Origin of the sequence: Methylobacterium sp. 17Sr1-1, assembly GCF_003173775.1 — a bacterium.
Taxonomy (GTDB): domain Bacteria; phylum Pseudomonadota; class Alphaproteobacteria; order Rhizobiales; family Beijerinckiaceae; genus Methylobacterium.
This window is the reverse complement of sequence record NZ_CP029552.1, coordinates 2,736,276-2,752,792: the sequence shown is the minus strand read 5'-3', so window position 1 is coordinate 2,752,792 and position 16,517 is coordinate 2,736,276. Positions and strand designations below refer to the sequence as shown.

Sequence of the window (16,517 nt, the reverse complement as noted above, 5' to 3'; positions counted from 1 at the left end):
GAAGGCGGGCAGCGTTCCGCCTCATTCGCTCTCACTTGAGTTTCTGGATCCCGGGCTCCGCTTCGCGGCCCAGAGATGACGCGGAGCGTGGCAGGATCATGGGAGTGAACATCCTCCGACAGTCCTGCCACCCCTACTACTCCGCGGCCACCGCCTGGTGCACCACCGGCACCGCCGGCGCGCCCTCCCAGCGGGAATTCGCCGGAATGGTCTCGCCCTTCATCACGATGGTGAGCGGGCGCAGCTGGGCGTAGTCGCCGACCTTGGTGTCGTAGAGCACCGTCGCGAAGGCGCCGACGCTGACGCCGCGGCCGACCTCGACCCGGCCGACCTTCATCACCCGGTCCTCGTAGAGGTGGGTCTGGAGCGCCGACATCCGGTTGACCGAGGCGAAGTCGCCGATCGTGACGCAGTCGAACTCGGTGATGTCGGTGGCGAGCATGCACACGCCCTCGCCGGTGCGGGTGCCGAACAGGCGCAGCACCCAGGGCAGGAACGGCGTGCCCATCAGGTGCTCGAGCAGCACCTTGCCGGCCAAGCCCCAGTACATCACCGCCACCGCTTCCGTGCGCATCGCCCACCACGACCACATCGGGTGCATGCCGGGCTCGTAGCGGCCCATCAGGAGCCACTTGACGCCGATCACCACCAGCGTCTGCAGCACCGCGATCACCACGCTGGTGGCGACGAAGCTGACGGCGAGACCCGCCCAGTCGCCGGCCAGGATCGCCGGGTAGAAGATGAAGTCGATCGCCAGGATGGCGAAGGTGATGAACAGCATCGGCGAGAACGACGAGGTGAACGCCTCGAAGATGCCGCGCCGCAGCCGCGGCCACAGGCCCGGCTCGAAGGTCTGGGCCTGGCCGAGATCGACCTTCTGGCGGACCGGCAGCTTGATCGGCGGCGAGCCGAACCAGGTCTCGCCCGGCGCCATGCGGTCGTTGGCCGGCGGCTTCGACTTGATGCCGATCAGCACGTCGTCCGGGATGATCGCGCCCGGCGGCACCACCGCGTCGTTGCCGACGAAGACCCGGGCACCGGTGCGGACCGGCGCCAGCTCCATCACGCCGCGGCGCACCTCCTCCTCGCCATACACCACCTCGTCGGCGATGAAGTTGCGCGGACCGACCTCGGCGAGGTCGTAGCGGCCGGCGAGGTTCGTCGAGATCTCGGCGCCCTGGCCCATCCCGGCGCCCATCAGCCGGTACCAGGCCCGCATGTAGACCGTGGCGAAGAGCGAGGAGAGGGTCTCGAGCGTCACCTCGGCGGCGAGGGCCACCGCCCATTTGCGCAGATAGGTGCCGCTGTGGATCGAGTAGCTGCCCTCGCGCAGGCGCGGCAGCACCGCCCAGCGGATGCCGGCGATCAGCCCGACCGTGCCGGCGGTCATCAGCATCGCGGTCGGCCAGGTCAGGAGCGGCAGGTAGACGTGGTAATCGACGTCGGTGAGCGTCGCCAGCGTGTCGCTGATCTGGTCGAAGATGTAGAAGGCCGGGAAGATCGGCAGCAGGCCCACCGCCGGGATCGCGGCGAGGAGCAGCGCGTAGATCAGGAAGAACACGGCGCGACGTCGGGGCGAGGCCTCCGGCACCGGATGCAGGTGCGAGACGTCGACCAGGCCGACCTTGCGGCCGGGCGAGCCGTCCCAGGCCTCGGCGCGGCCGACCAGGGTCCCGGACGGCACGGTGGTCAGGTCGGCGAGTTCGGCGTGGTCTTCGATCCGGGTGTCGTAGCCGACGACGCAGGAGGTGCCGATGGCGACGTCGTCGCCGATGAAGACGGGGCCGATGACGAGCTCGTTGCCGACCACCTCGGCATTGGCGAGCGTCAGCCGGCCGCCCAGCGAGGCGCCCCGCCCGATGCTGATGAGGTCCGGCGCGCCGATCTCGATGTCGGAGATGAGCGCGTCCTCGCCGATCTTGGCGCCGAGGAGCCGCAGGTAGATGCGGATCATCGGCGAGCCCTGGAGCCACTTCACGTGGACGAGCGGCGTCAGGCGCTGGGTCAGCCACCAGCGGAAATAGTAGGTGCCCCAGAGGGGATAGCGGCCGGGCTTCGTGCGGCCGAGCACCAGCCACTTCATCGCGATGGCGATCAAGGCCGTCGCGGCGTTGAGGCCGATATAGACCAGCAGCAGCACCGCCATCTCGGCGAAGAAGCCGAGTTCGCCGCCGGTGATCAGCAGGTAGGTGACGAAGATGCCGAGCCACTGCGCGGTCGCGAGCGCGATCACGAAGGGCAGCACCACCGCCTGCGCGAGGCCGCACAGGAAGCGCCGCATGAGCGGCGGCGGCGCGAAGGACAGGTCGTGGGTTGCGGCGGCCGCTCCCGCCCCGCCGGTGCGCTCGATCAGCGTCTCGGCCATCGCCCGCAGCGTGCGGCCGTTATAGACGTCCTGGAGCGTGATCGCCGCCAAGGCCGGCACCTCGCGCACCGCCGAGACGAAGCGGGCGGCGAGCAGCGAGTGGCCGCCGAGATCGCCGAAGAAATCGGCCTCGAACGGGATCGGCTGGTTGCCGAACACCTTCTGCGCCGCAGCGAGAAGGGCGGTCTCGGTCTCGTCGCGGGGCTCCTCCTGCTCGCCCGAGGGCTCGACCACCGCGAGCGGGCGAGCGCGCAGGGCCTTGCGGTCGACCTTGCCGGAGGCGGCGAGGACGGGGAGACTCTCCACCACCTCGAAATGCGCCGGGATCATGTAGGGCGGCATCGTCTCGGCGAGCGCCGCGCGCAGGCGCCCGCGGTCGAACTCGGCCCCGCGCTCGGGCACCACGAAGGCAACGAGCCGGTCGACGCCGTCGTCCTGGCGCAGCACCACCGCGGCGGAGGAAATCCCGGCCTGCGCCCGGATCCGGGCCTCGATCTCGCCGAGCTCGACCCGGAAGCCGCGGACCTTCACCTGGTCGTCGATGCGGCCGTGGAAGACGATGCGGCCGGCGTGATCCAGCGAGACCGCGTCGCCGGAGCGATAGAGCACCGGGTCGGACCCGTCGCCGCCATAGGGGTTGGCGATGAACTTCTCCGCCGTCAGCTCCGGCCGGGCGAGGTAGCCCTGGGCGATGCCGGGGCCGCCGATCAGGAGTTCGCCCTGCACGCCGGGCCCGACGAGGTTCAGCCCCTCGTCGGCGATGTAGGCGGTGTAGTTGGCGATCGGCCCGCCGATGGTGACGGGGTCGCCCGGCTTCATCTCGGCCGCGGTCGCCACCACGGTCGCCTCGGTCGGCCCGTAGGTGTTGAACAGCTTTCGCGAGGGCGTCGCCCAACGGGCGATCAGCGGCTCGGGGAGGGCCTCGCCGCCGAGCAGGATCAGACGCAGGCGCGGCACGTCCTTCGTCATCAGCCCGAGGAGGGTCGGCACCGTGTCGAGGACGGTGATGCCGGCCTCGATCAGGATGTCGGGCAGCGCCTCGGCATCGCCCATCTGGGCCGGGCTCGCCACGAACAGCGTCGCGCCGGCGAGATACGGAACCCAGATCTCCTCCATCGAGAGATCGAAGGCGACCGAGGCGCCCTGGAACACCACGTCGTCGCCGGTCACGCCGTAGAGGTCGTTGGCCGAGCGCAGGAAGTGGCAGATGTTGCGGTGGCTGATGACGATGCCCTTCGGCACGCCGGTCGAGCCCGAGGTGTAGATCAGGTAGGCGGGGTGCTCAGGCGTCAGCCCGGCGGCGCGCAGGTCCGGCGCCGGGCCGCTCGCCCCTGCGGCGACCTCGTCCGGGGTGAGGGCCGGGCAGGACTCGGGCGGCGCCTTGTCCTTGAGCGCCGAGGAGGTCACCAGCGCCTTGGCGTCGGCATCCTTCAGGCAGATTGCGACGCGGTCGGACGGCGCCTCGGCGTCGAAGGGCAGCCAGGCGGCGCCGGCCTTGGTGATGCCGATCTGTGCCACCAGGAGGTCGGGCGAGCGCGCCATCCACAGGCCCACCACGTCGCCGGGCCCGATGCCCCGCGCCGCGAGGCCCGAGGCGATCGCGTCGGAGCGCCGGTCGACCTCGGCGTAGGACAGGCGGGTGCGCGAGGCGGCGTCGCCGCCGCTCGCCGCGTCGATCAGCGCCGTGTGCTCGGGGCGGGCGCGGGCGGTCTCGCGAAACACCTCGGCCAGCACCTCGTCGCGGACGAGGTCCGGCCGGACGGGGCCGCGCAAAACCGCCGCGCCTGCGGGCGGGACGGCCGGCGGGCGCGTCCCGGGGCTGGGCGTGCGGACGGTCCCGGCGGTGTGGTTCATCAAGCGACTCCGCTGGCCCGGGCGGGCCGTTGAGCTTCAAGGCGCCGACCGGAACCGGCCTCCGGCGCTGACTTCGGCCCGATCTCGGGCCCGCGGGAGGTGGACGAGAACCGGGGCCGGTTCAAGGCACGGTCGGGCACAAAACGCGGCGTCATCCGGCGCGGGCTCGGGCACCGCCCGGGCGTCGTGTCCGGACCGCTCAGACCCAGCGCCGGGCGCCGCCCTCGAAGACCAGGATCCGGCCCTGGAGAATCTCCAGGTGGGGCGCCTCCTCGCTGTTCGCCGCGCCCAGCGTCACCATGACGGCGCGGGCGACGCCGCCATGCGCCACGATGACCGCCGGCCGGTCGAGGGCGTCGAGGAGCGGGCGCACCCGCTCGGCCACCATGGCGTAGCTCTCCGCGCCCTTGCCCGGCGGGCAGAAGCCCCAGCGGTCGCGGTCCCGCGCCTGGGAGCGGGCGGGATCGCTGCGCCGGACCTCCTTCCAGGTCAGGCCCTCCCAGGCACCGAAGCCGATCTCGCGCAGGCGCGGGTCGACCGTGTAGCCGGCCGGATCGAGGCCGAGCGCCGCGCGCAGGCCCTCCATCGTGTGGCGGGTGCGCTCCATCGGGCTGGCGAGGTAGGGCAGGGTGCCGATGGCATCGCCGAGCAAGGTCCGTAGGCGCTCGCCGGCCTCCGCCGCCTGGGCGTGGCCCTTGGCGTTGAGGGGCGTGTCGCGCTGGCCCTGCAGGCGGCCTTCGGCGTTCCAGTCGGTCTCGCCGTGGCGCACGAAGTAGAGCGGGGCGCGGCTCACCGGCCGCACCTCGCGGAACGGCCCCGCTTGCCCGCCGTTATTTCTTCCACGAATCGTCGCACGCCGCTGTCCCCGCCGGAGCCCCCACCTCCCGATGTCGAAGAAGACCCCGAAAGACAAGCCGGTTTCGCTCCCCGGCCATCCGCGCCCGTCCTCCGCCGCCTGGGCGAACGCGGCCGGGTCGCTGGCGGCCGCGAACCCCGCCTTCCTCGCCGAGCACGGCGCGACCCTGCCGGTGCCGCCGCCCGGGGTGGTGCAGTGCCGGCCCGAGGCGCCGTGCCGGCTCGCCGAGATCGACCCGGACGCGCCGGGCTCCTCCGACGGCAAGGCGGCGGCGGAGGAGGAGCTCGCGGCGGTGCGTGCCCGCATCCAGGCCTTGCAGGAGCGGCTCTACGCCGAGCGCAAGCGCAGCCTGCTGGTGGTGCTGCAGGCCATCGACACCGGCGGCAAGGACGGCACGATCCGCCACGTCTTCGAGGGCGTGAACCCGCAGGGCTGCCGGGTCTCGTCGTTCAAGACGCCGAGCCCGGAGGAGCTCGACCACGACTTCCTGTGGCGCTACCACCGCGAGGCGCCGGCCCGCGGCATGATCGGGGTGTTCAACCGCAGCCATTACGAGGACGTGCTCATCGTCCGCGTCAAGCAGCTGGTGCCCGAGGCGGTCTGGCGGCCGCGCTACGACCTGATCAACGATTTCGAGCGCCTGCTCACGCTCTCGGGCACGACCGTGCTCAAGATCTTCCTGCACATCTCGAAGGCGGAGCAGAAGGAGCGGCTGGAGAGCCGCCTCGCCGACCCGACCAAGAACTGGAAGTTCGACCCCGCCGACCTCGTCGAGCGGCAGGCCTGGGATTCCTACCAGGCGGCGTTCCAGGACGCGCTCACCCTGTGCGGCACGCGGCTCGCGCCCTGGCACGTGGTGCCGGCGAACCGCAAGTGGTTCCGCAACCTCGCGGTGGCGCGGCTGATCGCCGACACGCTGGAGCTGATGGACCCGCGCTTTCCGGAGCCAAAGGCGGATCTGACGGGGGTGACGGTGCCGGATTGACGAGCCCTGGTTGCACAGGTCCCTCCATCCAACCCGCGACCTCGTCCTGAGGTGCGAGTGAAACGAGCCTCGAAGGAGGGTTCCAGAAACCTCGCGATCCCTGGAGCCCTCCTTCGAGGACCGGCCGATCTTTCGATCGGCCGGGCACCTCAGGATGAGGTCGTGGGTGGGATAGAGACAGCGAGCCCTCAGGCCGCCTCGTCCCGCTTCCCCAGCCGCTTGTCGAGATACGTGTCCACAGTCTGGGTCAGCTCGTCGACCTTGCCGTCGAAGAAGTGGTTGGCGCCGTCGACGATCTGGTGCTCGATGATGACGCCCTTCTGGGTCTTCACCTTCTCGATCACCGGCATCACCTCGCGGGCCGGCGCGACCCGGTCCTCGGAGCCGTGCACGAACAGGCCGGAGGACGGGCAGGGGGCGAGGAAGCTGAAATCGTAGCGGTTGGCCATCGCGGCGATCGAGATGAAGCCCTCGATCTCCGGGCGGCGCATCAGCAGCTGCATGCCGATCCACGAGCCGAACGACACGCCGGCGATCCAGCAGGCCCGCGCCTCGGGGTTGACCGCCTGCACCCAATCGAGGGCAGCGGCCGCGTCCGACAATTCGCCCACGCCGTGATCGAACGCGCCCTGGCTGCGGCCGACGCCACGGAAGTTGAAGCGCAGGGCGGCGAAACCGCGATTCGCGAACGTGTAGAACAGGTTGTAGACGATCTGGTTGTTCATCGTGCCGCCGAATTGCGGGTGCGGATGCAGCACGATGGCGATCGGGGCGCCCTTCTGCTTCGGCGCCTGGTAGCGCCCCTCCAGCCGACCGGCGGGACCGGCGAAGATGACCTCGGGCATGAACGACCTCTTCTCGAGCTTCAAGGGTGCGTGAGCGCCGCGCTTAAACCGGACGATGAGCCCGGGCCCGCAGCTTGACTCGGGGTCCGTCTCCCATAAAAGCACCCTTAGAACGGTTCTAAAGGATTAGAATCGTTCTAAAGAACCGGGTGCCGCAGTCCCGCGCTTCGCACGGCTGAGAACGCACCATTTGATTACGTGTGTCCGGGGCGGGCCTTAGCACGGTCCCCGGGGGGAAAGGCAAAGGAATTCAGCGCATGGAGCGCGCGCGCGCCTATCTCGACCATAACGCCACCTCGGCCTTGCGGCCCGAGGTGGCGGAGGCGGTCGCGCGCGCGCTCGTGGACTTGCCCGGCAACCCGTCCTCGATCCACCGCGAGGGGCGGGCGGCCCGCTCAGCCGTCGAAGCGGCTCGGAGCAAGGTCGCGGCTCTCGCCGGGGTATCGCCGTCGCAGGTGGTGTTCACCAGCGGCGGCACCGAGGCGGCGAATGCCGTCCTGTCGGGTGCCCTGCGGCGGCGCGGCCTGCCGGCGCCGACCCGGCTGCTCATCGGCGCGACCGAGCACCCCTGCTGCCTCCAGGGTCACCGCTTCGTCGCGGACGACACCGAGATCCTGCCGGTCGATGCCGACGGCGTGATGCGCCTCGACGTCCTGGAGGCGCGGCTCGTGACTCTGGCGGCCGAGGGCGTCACCGCGCTCGTGTCGGTCCAGGCCGCCAACAACGAGACCGGCGTGGTCCAGCCCGTGGCGAGGATTGCGGCGCTCGCATGCCAGCACGGCGCCCTGCTCCACAGCGACGCGGTCCAGGCCGCTGGACGGATATCGGTTGCGCGCAATATATTCAGCGCCGACGCCCTGACCCTGTCGGGCCACAAGCTCGGTGCGCCGAAGGGCGTGGGCGCGATCGTCCTCGGGGAGGGCGCGACCCTGGACGCCGCATTCCTGCGCGGCGGCGGGCAGGAGGCGCGCCTGCGGGCCGGGACCGAGAACGTGCCGGGCATCGTCGGCTTCGGCGTCGCGGCGGAACTGGCGCTCGCGGCGATGCCGGCCGAGGCCGTCCGCCTCGCCGCCTTGCGCGACGCGATCGAGGCGGGCGTGCAGGCCCGCGCGCCGGACGCGGTGGTGTTCGGGGCGGGAGCCGAGCGTCTGCCCAACACATCGTGCTTCGCCGTGCCGGGGCTCAAGGCCGAGACGGCCCTGATCGCCCTCGACCTCGACGGCGTGGCGGTCTCGTCCGGGGCGGCCTGCGCCTCGGGCAAGGTGTCGCGCTCCGGCGTGCTCGCGGCGATGGGGGTGGCCTCCACCCTGTCCGCGGGGGCGCTGCGCGTGAGTTTGGGGTGGGACAGCCGGGAAGAGGACGGGGAAAGCTTCCTCGCGGCCTTCGATCGGCTGGTTTCATCCCTATATAAGCGCCGGGAACGGGCCGCGTGAGCGCGCAGCCCCTTCCGGCCGTGTCATCACCTCGCGGCCCTTGAAGCCGTCAGCGGTAGGAGACGGGTATGCCTGCAGTGCAGGAGACGGTCGATCGCGTCCGTGCCATCGACGTCGATCAGTACAAGTACGGGTTCGAGACCACGATCGAGATGGAGAAGTCCGAGAAGGGCCTCTCCGAGGACGTGATCCGCTTCATCTCGGCCAAGAAGGACGAGCCGGAGTGGATGCTCGAATGGCGCCTCGACGCCTATCGCCGCTGGCTCACCATGCAGGAGCCGAACTGGGCGCGGGTCGAGTACGACAAGATCAACTATAACGAGCTGTACTATTACGCCGCGCCGAAGCGCAAGGCGGCGCAGTCGCTCGACGAGATCGACCCCGAGATCCTGAAGACCTACGAGAAGCTCGGCATCCCGCTGCGCGAGGTCGAGGTGCTGGAGGGCATCGCCCCCGAGCGCCGGGTCGCGGTCGATGCGGTGTTCGACTCGGTCTCGGTCGCCACCACCTTCAAGGCGGAGCTCGCCAAGGCCGGCGTCATCTTCATGCCGATCTCGGAGGCCCTGCGCGAGCATCCCGAGCTGGTGCGGAAATACCTCGGCTCGGTCGTGCCGGTGACCGACAACTACTTCGCGACGCTGAACTCGGCGGTGTTCTCGGACGGCTCGTTCGTCTACATCCCGCCGGGCGTGCGCTGCCCGATGGAGCTGTCGACCTACTTCCGCATCAACGAGCGTGACACCGGCCAGTTCGAGCGCACGCTGATCATCGCCGACAAGGGCTCCTACGTCTCGTATCTCGAGGGCTGCACTGCCCCGCGGCGCGACGACAACCAGCTCCACGCCGCGGTGGTCGAGCTCGTCGCCCTCGACGACGCCGAGATCAAGTACTCGACGGTGCAGAACTGGTACCCGGGCGACTCAGAAGGGCGCGGCGGCATCTACAACTTCGTGACCAAGCGCGGCGATTGCCGCGGCGTGAACTCGAAGATCTCGTGGACGCAGGTCGAGACCGGTTCGGCGATCACCTGGAAGTACCCGTCCTGCATCCTGCGCGGCGACAACTCCCGCGGCGAGTTCTACTCGATCGCGGTGTCGAACGGCATGCAGCAGGTCGATTCCGGCACCAAGATGATCCATCTCGGCAAGAACACGACGAGCCGGATCATCTCGAAGGGCATCTCGGCCGGCCGGTCGCAGAACACCTACCGGGGCCTGGTCTCGGCGCACAAGAAGGCGAAGGGCGCGCGCAACTTCACCAATTGCGACTCGCTCCTCATCGGCGACCAGTGCGGCGCGCACACCGTGCCCTACATCGAGTCGAAGAACGCCTCGGCGGTGTTCGAGCACGAGGCCACCACCTCGAAGATCTCCGAGGACCAGAAGTTCTACTGCCAGCAGCGCGGCCTCTCCGAGGAGGAGGCGACCGCGCTGATCGTCAACGGCTTCGTCCGCGACGTGCTGCAGCAACTGCCGATGGAGTTCGCCGTCGAGGCCCAGAAGCTGATCTCGATCAGCCTGGAAGGCTCGGTGGGCTGACCTGAACGGCACCTTCGACGACGGCATGCTGGACGCTGCGCACAAGCACACGTCTCGGCATGCCGACGAGGTCGGGAGCAGCGCCCGGTGCGGATGCTTCTACTGCCTCGAAGTTTTCTCACCGAACGAGATCACGGATTGGATCGCCGAAGAAGGTACCGCCCTCTGTCCCCGTTGCGGCATCGATGCGGTGATCGGCGATCGGTCGGGCTTTCCAGTGGGAGACCGAGTTTTCCTACAGGCGATGCACCGGCGCGGTTTTGAAGGAATTTGACGAAAATGCTCGAGATCAAGAACCTGGTCGTCAACATCGAGGACAAGCGCATCCTCAACGGCCTCAGCCTGACCGTCAACGACGGCGAGGTCGCCGCCATCATGGGGCCGAACGGCTCCGGCAAGTCGACCCTGTCCTACGTCATCGCCGGCAAGGAGGACTACGAGGTCCTCGACGGCGAGATCCTGCTCGACGGCGAGAACATCCTGGAGATGGAGGCCGATGCCCGCGCGGCCGCCGGCATCTTCCTGGCCTTCCAGTACCCGCTGGAGATCCCCGGCGTCGGCACGATGACCTTCCTCAAGGCGGCGATGAACGCCCAGCGCAAGACCCGCGGCGAGGAGGAGCTGACCACCCCCGACTTCATGCGCCAGGTCTTCGCGGCCGCCGACAAGCTCGAGATCAACCGCGAGATGCTCAAGCGCGCCCTCAATGTCGGGTTCTCCGGCGGCGAGAAGAAGCGCATGGAGATCCTCCAGATGGCGCTCCTGTCGCCGCGCTTCTGCGTCCTCGACGAGACCGATTCCGGCCTCGACATCGATGCGCTGCGCATCGTCTCCGAGGGCGTGAACGCGCTCCGGGCCCAGAACCGCAGCTTCCTGGTCATCACCCACTATCAGCGCCTCCTCAACCACATCGTGCCCGACACCGTGCACGTGATGGCGCAGGGCCGGGTGGTGAAGTCCGGCGGCAAGGAGCTCGCCCTTGAGCTCGAAGCCTCGGGCTATGCCGAGTACCGGGCGAACGAGGCCGCGTGACCATGGCCGACGTCACCACGCTCCGCACCGCCGCCGAGACTGGGCTCTCGAAGCTGTTCGAGGTCCAGCGGCTCAAGCTCCCGGGTGCCGCGATCGCCCGCGAGGAGGCCTTTCGCTATTTCGAGGCGGCGGGCCTGCCGCATCGCCGCGTCGAGGCGTTCAAGTACACCGACCTGCGCGCCGCCGTTCGCGAGGCGGCACCGCCGGCCGACGCCCCGGATGCCGAGACCGCCCGCAACGCCGTCAAGACGGCCCGGGGCTTCGCCGGGATCGAGGCGGCGCGCCTGACCTTCGTCAACGGCCACCTGGTCGCGGCGCTCTCCGACCTCGCCGGCCTGCCCGAGGGCCTGGAGGTGGTGCCCTTTGCGAAGGCGATGGCCGAGGGGCACCCGCTCCTCGACCACCTCGCCCCGGTCGAGCAGACCCGCGAGAACCCGATCTACCAGCTCAACGCCGCCTTCATGGCGGACGGGGCGGTGATCCGGGTCGCCGAGGGCGCGAAGATCGAGCGCGCCCTGCACCTGCGCTTCGTCGGCACCGGTTCCGCGCCGTTCTCGACCGCGACCCGCGTGCTCGTCGTCGCCGGCGCGGAATCCGAGGTCACGCTCATCGAGAGCCACGAGGGCCCGGACGGGATCGCCTACCAGCCCAACGACGTCCTCGACGTCGTGGTCGGCGACCGCGCCCGCGTGCTGCACAGCCGGCTCAACATCGAGGGTGATGCGGCCATCGCGCTCTCGACCGTCTCGGCCCGCCTCGGCGCCGGCTCGCACATCGAGACCGTCAACGTGGTGACCGGGGCGGTGCTGTCGCGCCACCAGCTCTACCTGCACTTCGCGGGCGACGACGCGACCGCCACCGTCAACGGCGCCGCGATGATCCGCGACGGCCAGCTCGCCGACTCGACGCTGCTGGCCGACCACGCCGCCCTCGGCGGGATCAGCCGCGAGCAGTTCAAGACGGTGATCGACGGCGACGCCACCGGCGTGTTCCAGGGCAAGATCATCGTCCGCCAGGTCGCCCAGAAGACCGACGGCAAGATGAAGTCCGACTGCCTCCTCCTCACCGACGAGGGGCAGATGATGAACAAGCCGGAGCTGGAGATCTTCGCCGACGACGTGGCCTGCGGCCACGGCGCGACCTGCGGCGCGCCGGACGACGACCTCCTGTTCTACCTGATGGCCCGCGGCCTGCCGCGCGCCCAGGCCGAGAGCCTGCTGGTCCAGGCCTTTCTCGGAGAGGCGATCGAGGCGGTCACCCACGAGGGCGCCCGGGCGGCGATGATCGCCGAGATCGAGGGCTGGCTCGCCCGTCGCGGCTGAAACCAATCGTATCGGGCCGGCCTACGGGCCGGCCCCTCTCACGCCCCTGCACGAGAGCCCGCCATGAACGCACCCGTCCTCCAGACCCCCTACGACGTCGAGGCGATCCGGGCGCAATTCCCGATCCTGTCGCAGCAGGTCTACGGCAAGCCGCTGGTCTACCTCGACAACGCCGCCTCGGCGCAGAAGCCGAAGGCCGTGATCGACGCGATGTCGGGGGCGATGGAGACGGCCTACGCCAACGTGCATCGCGGCCTGCACTTCATGGCGAACGCCGCGACGGAAGGCTTCGAGGGCGCCCGCGAGACCACGCGGCAATTCCTCAACGCCCGCTCCACCGACGAGATCATCTTCACCCGCAACGCCACCGAGGCCTACAACCTGGTCGCGACCTGCATGGGCTGGGCCGGGCTGATCGGCGAGGGTGACGAGATCATCCTGTCGATCATGGAGCACCATTCCAACATCGTGCCCTGGCACTTCCTGCGCGAGCGCCGCGGCGCCGTGCTGAAATTCGCCCCCGTCGACGACGAGGGCAACTTCCTGGTCGAGGAATACGAAAAACTCTTCACGCCGAAGACCAAGATGGTGGCGATCAGCCACATGTCGAATGTGCTCGGCACGGTGACACCGGCGGCGGAGATCGTCCGCATCGCCCACGAGCGCGGCGTGCCGGTTCTGCTCGACGGAGCCCAGAGCGCGGTGCACCAGGCGGTCGACGTCCAGGCGCTCGATTGCGACTTCTTCGTCTTCACCGGCCACAAGGTCTACGGTCCGACCGGCATCGGCGTGCTCTACGGCAAGAAGGAGTGGCTGGAGCGCTTGCCCCCCTACCAGGGCGGCGGCGAGATGATCGAGATCGTCGAGGAGGAGCGCATCACCTACAACGCGCCCCCGCACCGCTTCGAGGCCGGCACCCCGGCGATCATCGAGGCGATCGGACTCGGCGCCGCGCTCGAATTCATGATGAGCCTCGGGCGCGAGCGCATCGCCGCCCACGAGGCGCATCTCCTCGCCTACGCGCAGGAGCGGCTGCGCGGGATGAACAGCCTCAGGATCATCGGCACCGCCAGGACCAAGGGCGCGGTGATTTCCTTCGAGATGAAGGGGGCCCACGCCCACGACGTCGCGACGGTGATCGACCGCCAGGGCGTCGCGGTGCGGGCCGGCACCCACTGCGCCATGCCGCTCTTGAGGCGGTTCGGCACCACCTCGACCTGTCGCGCGTCGTTCGGCCTGTATAATACGACGGCGGAGATCGACGCTCTCGTCTCGGCCCTGACCCGGGCCGAGCGGATGTTCGCGTGAGGATACCATGACCGAGACCCCTGCCGCGGGCGGCGCCAATGCCCCGCAGCTGAACGCCCAAGTGAACGCCTCCGCGATCCCGCCGGAGGAAATGGACCGGCTGACCGACGGCATCGTGGCGGCGCTCAAGTCCGTCTACGATCCTGAGATCCCGGCCGACATCTACGAGCTCGGCCTGATCTACCGGGTCGACATCGCCGACGACCGCACCATCGCGATCGACATGACCCTGACGGCGCCGGGGTGCCCGGTCGCCGGCGAGATGCCGGGCTGGGTCGAGAACGCCGTCTCGGCGGTGCCGGGCGTCGCCGGTTGCAACGTCACGATGGTGTTCGATCCGCCGTGGGACCAGAGCCGGATGTCGGACGAGGCCCGCATCGCGCTCGACATGTGGTGAGGCGGGTCAGCGCATTGCGTCGGTTATGCGGGCCGGGAAGGCGAGGCCGTCATAGACCTCCGCCAGGGCCAGCCGCGCGCCGATCTCGGGGAGTTCGATGACGGCGTCCGGTCCCTCGAACAGTTCCGGTCGCCAGCCCTCCGCCTCGTGGCGATAGAGCAGGGCGACCGGCGCGACGGTCTCAAGGAGCAAGATGTACCGGAGCGTCGGGTGGCGCTTGTACTCTTCCAGCTTCACGGTCCGGTCGACGGCGGTGGTGGAGGGCGAGGCGACCTCGACGACGAGGCGCGGCTCGCGGGCCTCGTGCGTGTCATAGACCATCTCGCCGCACTCGACCGTGACGTCGGGTCTCCGGATCGTGGTGATACTGGTGCGCAGCGAGACGTCGTCCGTGGTGGGACGACAGCGTGACCCGCGAAGCTGGCCGTACAAAATGCCAATGACGTTCACCGTCACCCGGTCATGCTGAACGCTCGCCCCGGTCATCATCCGGTGCTTGGGCACAGGAACGCCATCGACGAGCTCGAACGGCTCGTCCTGATGCTCCTGCCAGGCAAAGAATTCCTCCGGCGTCATCCGCCGGTGCGACGCATCCGCCATCGCCGCCTCCGTCACGTCCTGTCCTAGCACGTCCCGCGGTGGACCACGGGCGACGGGATGCTTATCTTGCGGCTGTAACGTCACGCCTCAACCGCCCGGGCCTTGAACCCGGCCGTCGGAGAGAGTTTTGAACATGGCACCGAGCTTCAAGGTGATGTCGCTGACCGACGCTGCCGCCGAGCGGATCAAGCGCATCATGGCCGACGCCGAGCGCCCCATTGCGGGCCTGCGCGTCGGAGTCAAGAACGGCGGCTGCGCCGGCATGAGCTACACGATGGAATACGCCGAGGAGCGCAAGGCCGGCGAGGACGTGGTCGAGGACAAGGGCGTGCGCGTCTTCATCGACCCGAAGGCGGTGCTGTTCCTGCTCGGCACCGAGATGGATTTCCAGACCACGAAGCTCGCGTCGCAGTTCGTGTTCAACAATCCCAACCAGACCTCGGCCTGCGGCTGCGGCGAATCGGTCGCGATCACCCCCGCCGACCCGAACGCGCTGGTCGCCGCCCACGCCTGATCGGGCTCACCGATCGCAGTCCCATCCTCCATCGTCATCCCGGGGCCGCGCAGCGGAACCCGGGATCCATAGCCGCCGACGGTTCAGAATGGGGCGGATCGCGTCCGGCGGAGTGCGGTGCCGCCAGCGGTGCCGGGCTCTCGCCAAAGCTCGCTCCGGGATGCGAAGGGACATGCCGGGGTTCGTAGCCAGCGCCCGATGCAGCCGGCAATCGCGCCCTGAGGCGCAAAACCTCGACCCTCGGCCGGCGCGCTCACGCCGTCCGGGTAAAAGGATCCCGTCGAGGACTCACGCGACGTCGTTCATGGTCTCGACCGGCACGCCGTCGTCGATCACCTGGTTGCGGCCCGCCCGCTTGGCGGTGAACATGCAATGGTCGGCGCGCTCGAGCAGCGACACCGCGGTGTCCCCGCGCCGGTAGGCCGCGAGGCCGACCGAGATGGTGATCCGCCCCAGGCTCTCGCCGGTGGAGCGCTTGACCAGCTCGCGGCCCATCACGCTGGTGCGGACCTTCTCGGCGATCTCCCGCGCCTCGTCCCGGTCGCTGCCCGGCAGGATGATGCCGAATTCCTCGCCGCCGAACCGCGCGATGGTCGTGCGCGGCTCGACCGATTCGCGCATGGTCATCGCCACCAGCCGCAGCACCTGATCGCCGGTGAGGTGGCCGTAGAGGTCGTTGAAGCGCTTGAAATGATCGATGTCGAGCACGATGAGGCAGAGCGGCTGGCCCTGCACCGCGGCGTGATCGACCGCCTTGTGCAGCATCTCCTCGAAATGCTTGCGGTTGCCGATGCCGGTGAGGGGATCGGTCAGCGACTCGACGCGCACCGCCTCCAGGGTCTCGCGCAGGGTCTCGATCTCGTTGCGGCTCTCGCGCATCCGCGCCTCGAGGGTGCGGTTGTTGGCGGCCACGTCCCGGGTGGTGACGACGAGCGAGGACACGATCTCCCGCACCCGGGCGCGGTTCACCGCCGGCGCGGCGAGATCCTGGGTGAAGGCTTGCAGCGAGGCGCCGTAGCGCGCCGTCGAGCCGAGCGCCGTGTCCAGCATCTCCATGATCTGCTCGATCTCGGCGAGCACGCCAGCGCTCGCTCGCTCGGTCTCGGTCGTGAGCCGGCGGCCTTCGAGATAGGTCTCGAAGAGCTGGTCGACCTGGGCGTCGGCCAGGATTCCGTGCTCGGCGGTGATCCGCTTGACGGCCTCGATGAGCTGTACGTTCAGGCCCGCGACGTAGGTGTACCAGACGGCGTAGCTGCGCGGCGTGGCTGACGAGCGATACGCCTTCATCAGCTCCATGGCACGCTGACCGAACAAGAAGCTCCGATCAAGCTCGGCGCTGCTCAGGTCAGGCATCGAACATCTCCGCGCTGGGCGCCGGCTTCGTGCCGCCGCCTTCCTCAGACCTGTAGAGGCGGTCCGTGGAGAAGCAGTTAAAGCGCGGAGGAATTTATGGCCTGACAGACGGACG

The 16,517-nt window shown here is 69.4% G+C and carries 13 protein-coding genes; 8 read left to right on the top strand and 5 right to left on the bottom strand.

Annotated elements, in window-relative coordinates:
- Window positions 1-136: 136 nt before the first annotated feature.
- Window positions 137-4,219, bottom strand: coding sequence for a Pls/PosA family non-ribosomal peptide synthetase (locus DK412_RS12420; RefSeq protein ID WP_109972198.1), 4,083 nt, complete (start codon window positions 4,217-4,219; stop codon window positions 137-139).
- A 199-nt stretch (window positions 4,220-4,418) separates the two neighbouring features.
- Complete coding sequence (locus DK412_RS12415) at window positions 4,419-5,012, bottom strand: histidine phosphatase family protein (protein ID WP_109975228.1); 594 nt, start codon at window positions 5,010-5,012, stop codon at window positions 4,419-4,421.
- 94 nt (window positions 5,013-5,106) lie between these two features.
- Between DK412_RS12415 and DK412_RS12410 the strand changes: the two genes are divergently transcribed.
- Window positions 5,107-6,060, top strand: a complete 954-nt coding sequence (locus tag DK412_RS12410) for a polyphosphate kinase 2 family protein (RefSeq protein ID WP_109972197.1) — start codon at window positions 5,107-5,109, stop codon at window positions 6,058-6,060.
- A gap of 188 nt (window positions 6,061-6,248) precedes the next feature.
- Here the strand turns inward: DK412_RS12410 and DK412_RS12405 are convergent, their stop codons facing one another.
- Window positions 6,249-6,905 (bottom strand): alpha/beta hydrolase, encoded by a 657-nt coding sequence (locus DK412_RS12405; protein WP_109972196.1) that lies wholly within the window; start codon window positions 6,903-6,905, stop codon window positions 6,249-6,251.
- Between the two features lie 257 nt (window positions 6,906-7,162).
- On the opposite strand from DK412_RS12405, the gene DK412_RS12400 reads away from it, so the two are divergent.
- The 6 genes from DK412_RS12400 to DK412_RS12370 all read left to right on the top strand — a co-directional run bounded on the left by DK412_RS12400 (window position 7,163) and on the right by DK412_RS12370 (window position 13,935).
- Window positions 7,163-8,338, top strand: coding sequence for a cysteine desulfurase family protein (locus DK412_RS12400; protein WP_109972195.1), 1,176 nt, complete (start codon window positions 7,163-7,165; stop codon window positions 8,336-8,338).
- A gap of 68 nt (window positions 8,339-8,406) precedes the next feature.
- A complete protein-coding gene (sufB, locus tag DK412_RS12395; RefSeq protein WP_109972194.1) occupies window positions 8,407-9,876 on the top strand; it encodes a Fe-S cluster assembly protein SufB in 1,470 nt (489 codons plus the stop codon).
- Between the two features lie 279 nt (window positions 9,877-10,155).
- Window positions 10,156-10,908, top strand: a complete 753-nt coding sequence (gene sufC, locus DK412_RS12385; RefSeq protein WP_060847531.1) for a Fe-S cluster assembly ATPase SufC — start codon at window positions 10,156-10,158, stop codon at window positions 10,906-10,908.
- 2 nt (window positions 10,909-10,910) lie between these two features.
- The gene (locus DK412_RS12380; RefSeq protein ID WP_109972192.1) at window positions 10,911-12,230 is read left to right on the top strand and encodes a SufD family Fe-S cluster assembly protein; all 1,320 of its coding nucleotides are present in this window, start codon (window positions 10,911-10,913) and stop codon (window positions 12,228-12,230) included.
- Between the two features lie 63 nt (window positions 12,231-12,293).
- A complete protein-coding gene (locus tag DK412_RS12375; protein WP_109972191.1) occupies window positions 12,294-13,538 on the top strand; it encodes a cysteine desulfurase in 1,245 nt (414 codons plus the stop codon).
- A 91-nt stretch (window positions 13,539-13,629) separates the two neighbouring features.
- A complete protein-coding gene (locus tag DK412_RS12370; protein ID WP_245447747.1) occupies window positions 13,630-13,935 on the top strand; it encodes an SUF system Fe-S cluster assembly protein in 306 nt (101 codons plus the stop codon).
- A gap of 6 nt (window positions 13,936-13,941) precedes the next feature.
- On the opposite strand, the gene DK412_RS12365 is transcribed toward DK412_RS12370, so the two are convergent.
- On the bottom strand, window positions 13,942-14,535 hold the full coding sequence (locus DK412_RS12365) for a Uma2 family endonuclease (RefSeq protein ID WP_109975227.1): 594 nt from the start codon (window positions 14,533-14,535) through the stop codon (window positions 13,942-13,944).
- A 133-nt stretch (window positions 14,536-14,668) separates the two neighbouring features.
- Between DK412_RS12365 and sufA the strand changes: the two genes are divergently transcribed.
- The gene (gene sufA, locus DK412_RS12360) at window positions 14,669-15,049 is read left to right on the top strand and encodes a Fe-S cluster assembly scaffold SufA (protein WP_109972189.1); all 381 of its coding nucleotides are present in this window, start codon (window positions 14,669-14,671) and stop codon (window positions 15,047-15,049) included.
- A gap of 288 nt (window positions 15,050-15,337) precedes the next feature.
- Here the strand turns inward: sufA and DK412_RS12355 are convergent, their stop codons facing one another.
- Complete coding sequence (locus tag DK412_RS12355; protein WP_109972188.1) at window positions 15,338-16,402, bottom strand: GGDEF domain-containing protein; 1,065 nt, start codon at window positions 16,400-16,402, stop codon at window positions 15,338-15,340.
- Between the last annotated feature and the right edge of the window lie 115 nt (window positions 16,403-16,517).

What these genes read in the sequence shown, in the direction of transcription:
- DK412_RS12375 (WP_109972191.1), top strand. Translation starts at nt 12,294, where the DNA reads ATGAACGCACCCGTCCTCCAGACCCCCTACGACGTCGAGGCGATCCGG.
- DK412_RS12400 (WP_109972195.1), top strand. Translation starts at nt 7,163, where the DNA reads ATGGAGCGCGCGCGCGCCTATCTCGACCATAACGCCACCTCGGCCTTG.
- DK412_RS12365 (WP_109975227.1), bottom strand. Translation starts at nt 14,535, where the DNA reads ATGGCGGATGCGTCGCACCGGCGGATGACGCCGGAGGAATTCTTTGCC.
- DK412_RS12370 (WP_245447747.1), top strand. Translation starts at nt 13,630, where the DNA reads ATGGACCGGCTGACCGACGGCATCGTGGCGGCGCTCAAGTCCGTCTAC.
- DK412_RS12420 (WP_109972198.1), bottom strand. Translation starts at nt 4,219, where the DNA reads ATGAACCACACCGCCGGGACCGTCCGCACGCCCAGCCCCGGGACGCGC.
- sufA (WP_109972189.1), top strand. Translation starts at nt 14,669, where the DNA reads ATGGCACCGAGCTTCAAGGTGATGTCGCTGACCGACGCTGCCGCCGAG.
- DK412_RS12410 (WP_109972197.1), top strand. Translation starts at nt 5,107, where the DNA reads ATGTCGAAGAAGACCCCGAAAGACAAGCCGGTTTCGCTCCCCGGCCAT.
- DK412_RS12405 (WP_109972196.1), bottom strand. Translation starts at nt 6,905, where the DNA reads ATGCCCGAGGTCATCTTCGCCGGTCCCGCCGGTCGGCTGGAGGGGCGC.
- sufC (WP_060847531.1), top strand. Translation starts at nt 10,156, where the DNA reads ATGCTCGAGATCAAGAACCTGGTCGTCAACATCGAGGACAAGCGCATC.
- sufB (WP_109972194.1), top strand. Translation starts at nt 8,407, where the DNA reads ATGCCTGCAGTGCAGGAGACGGTCGATCGCGTCCGTGCCATCGACGTC.
- DK412_RS12380 (WP_109972192.1), top strand. Translation starts at nt 10,911, where the DNA reads ATGGCCGACGTCACCACGCTCCGCACCGCCGCCGAGACTGGGCTCTCG.
- DK412_RS12355 (WP_109972188.1), bottom strand. Translation starts at nt 16,402, where the DNA reads ATGCCTGACCTGAGCAGCGCCGAGCTTGATCGGAGCTTCTTGTTCGGT.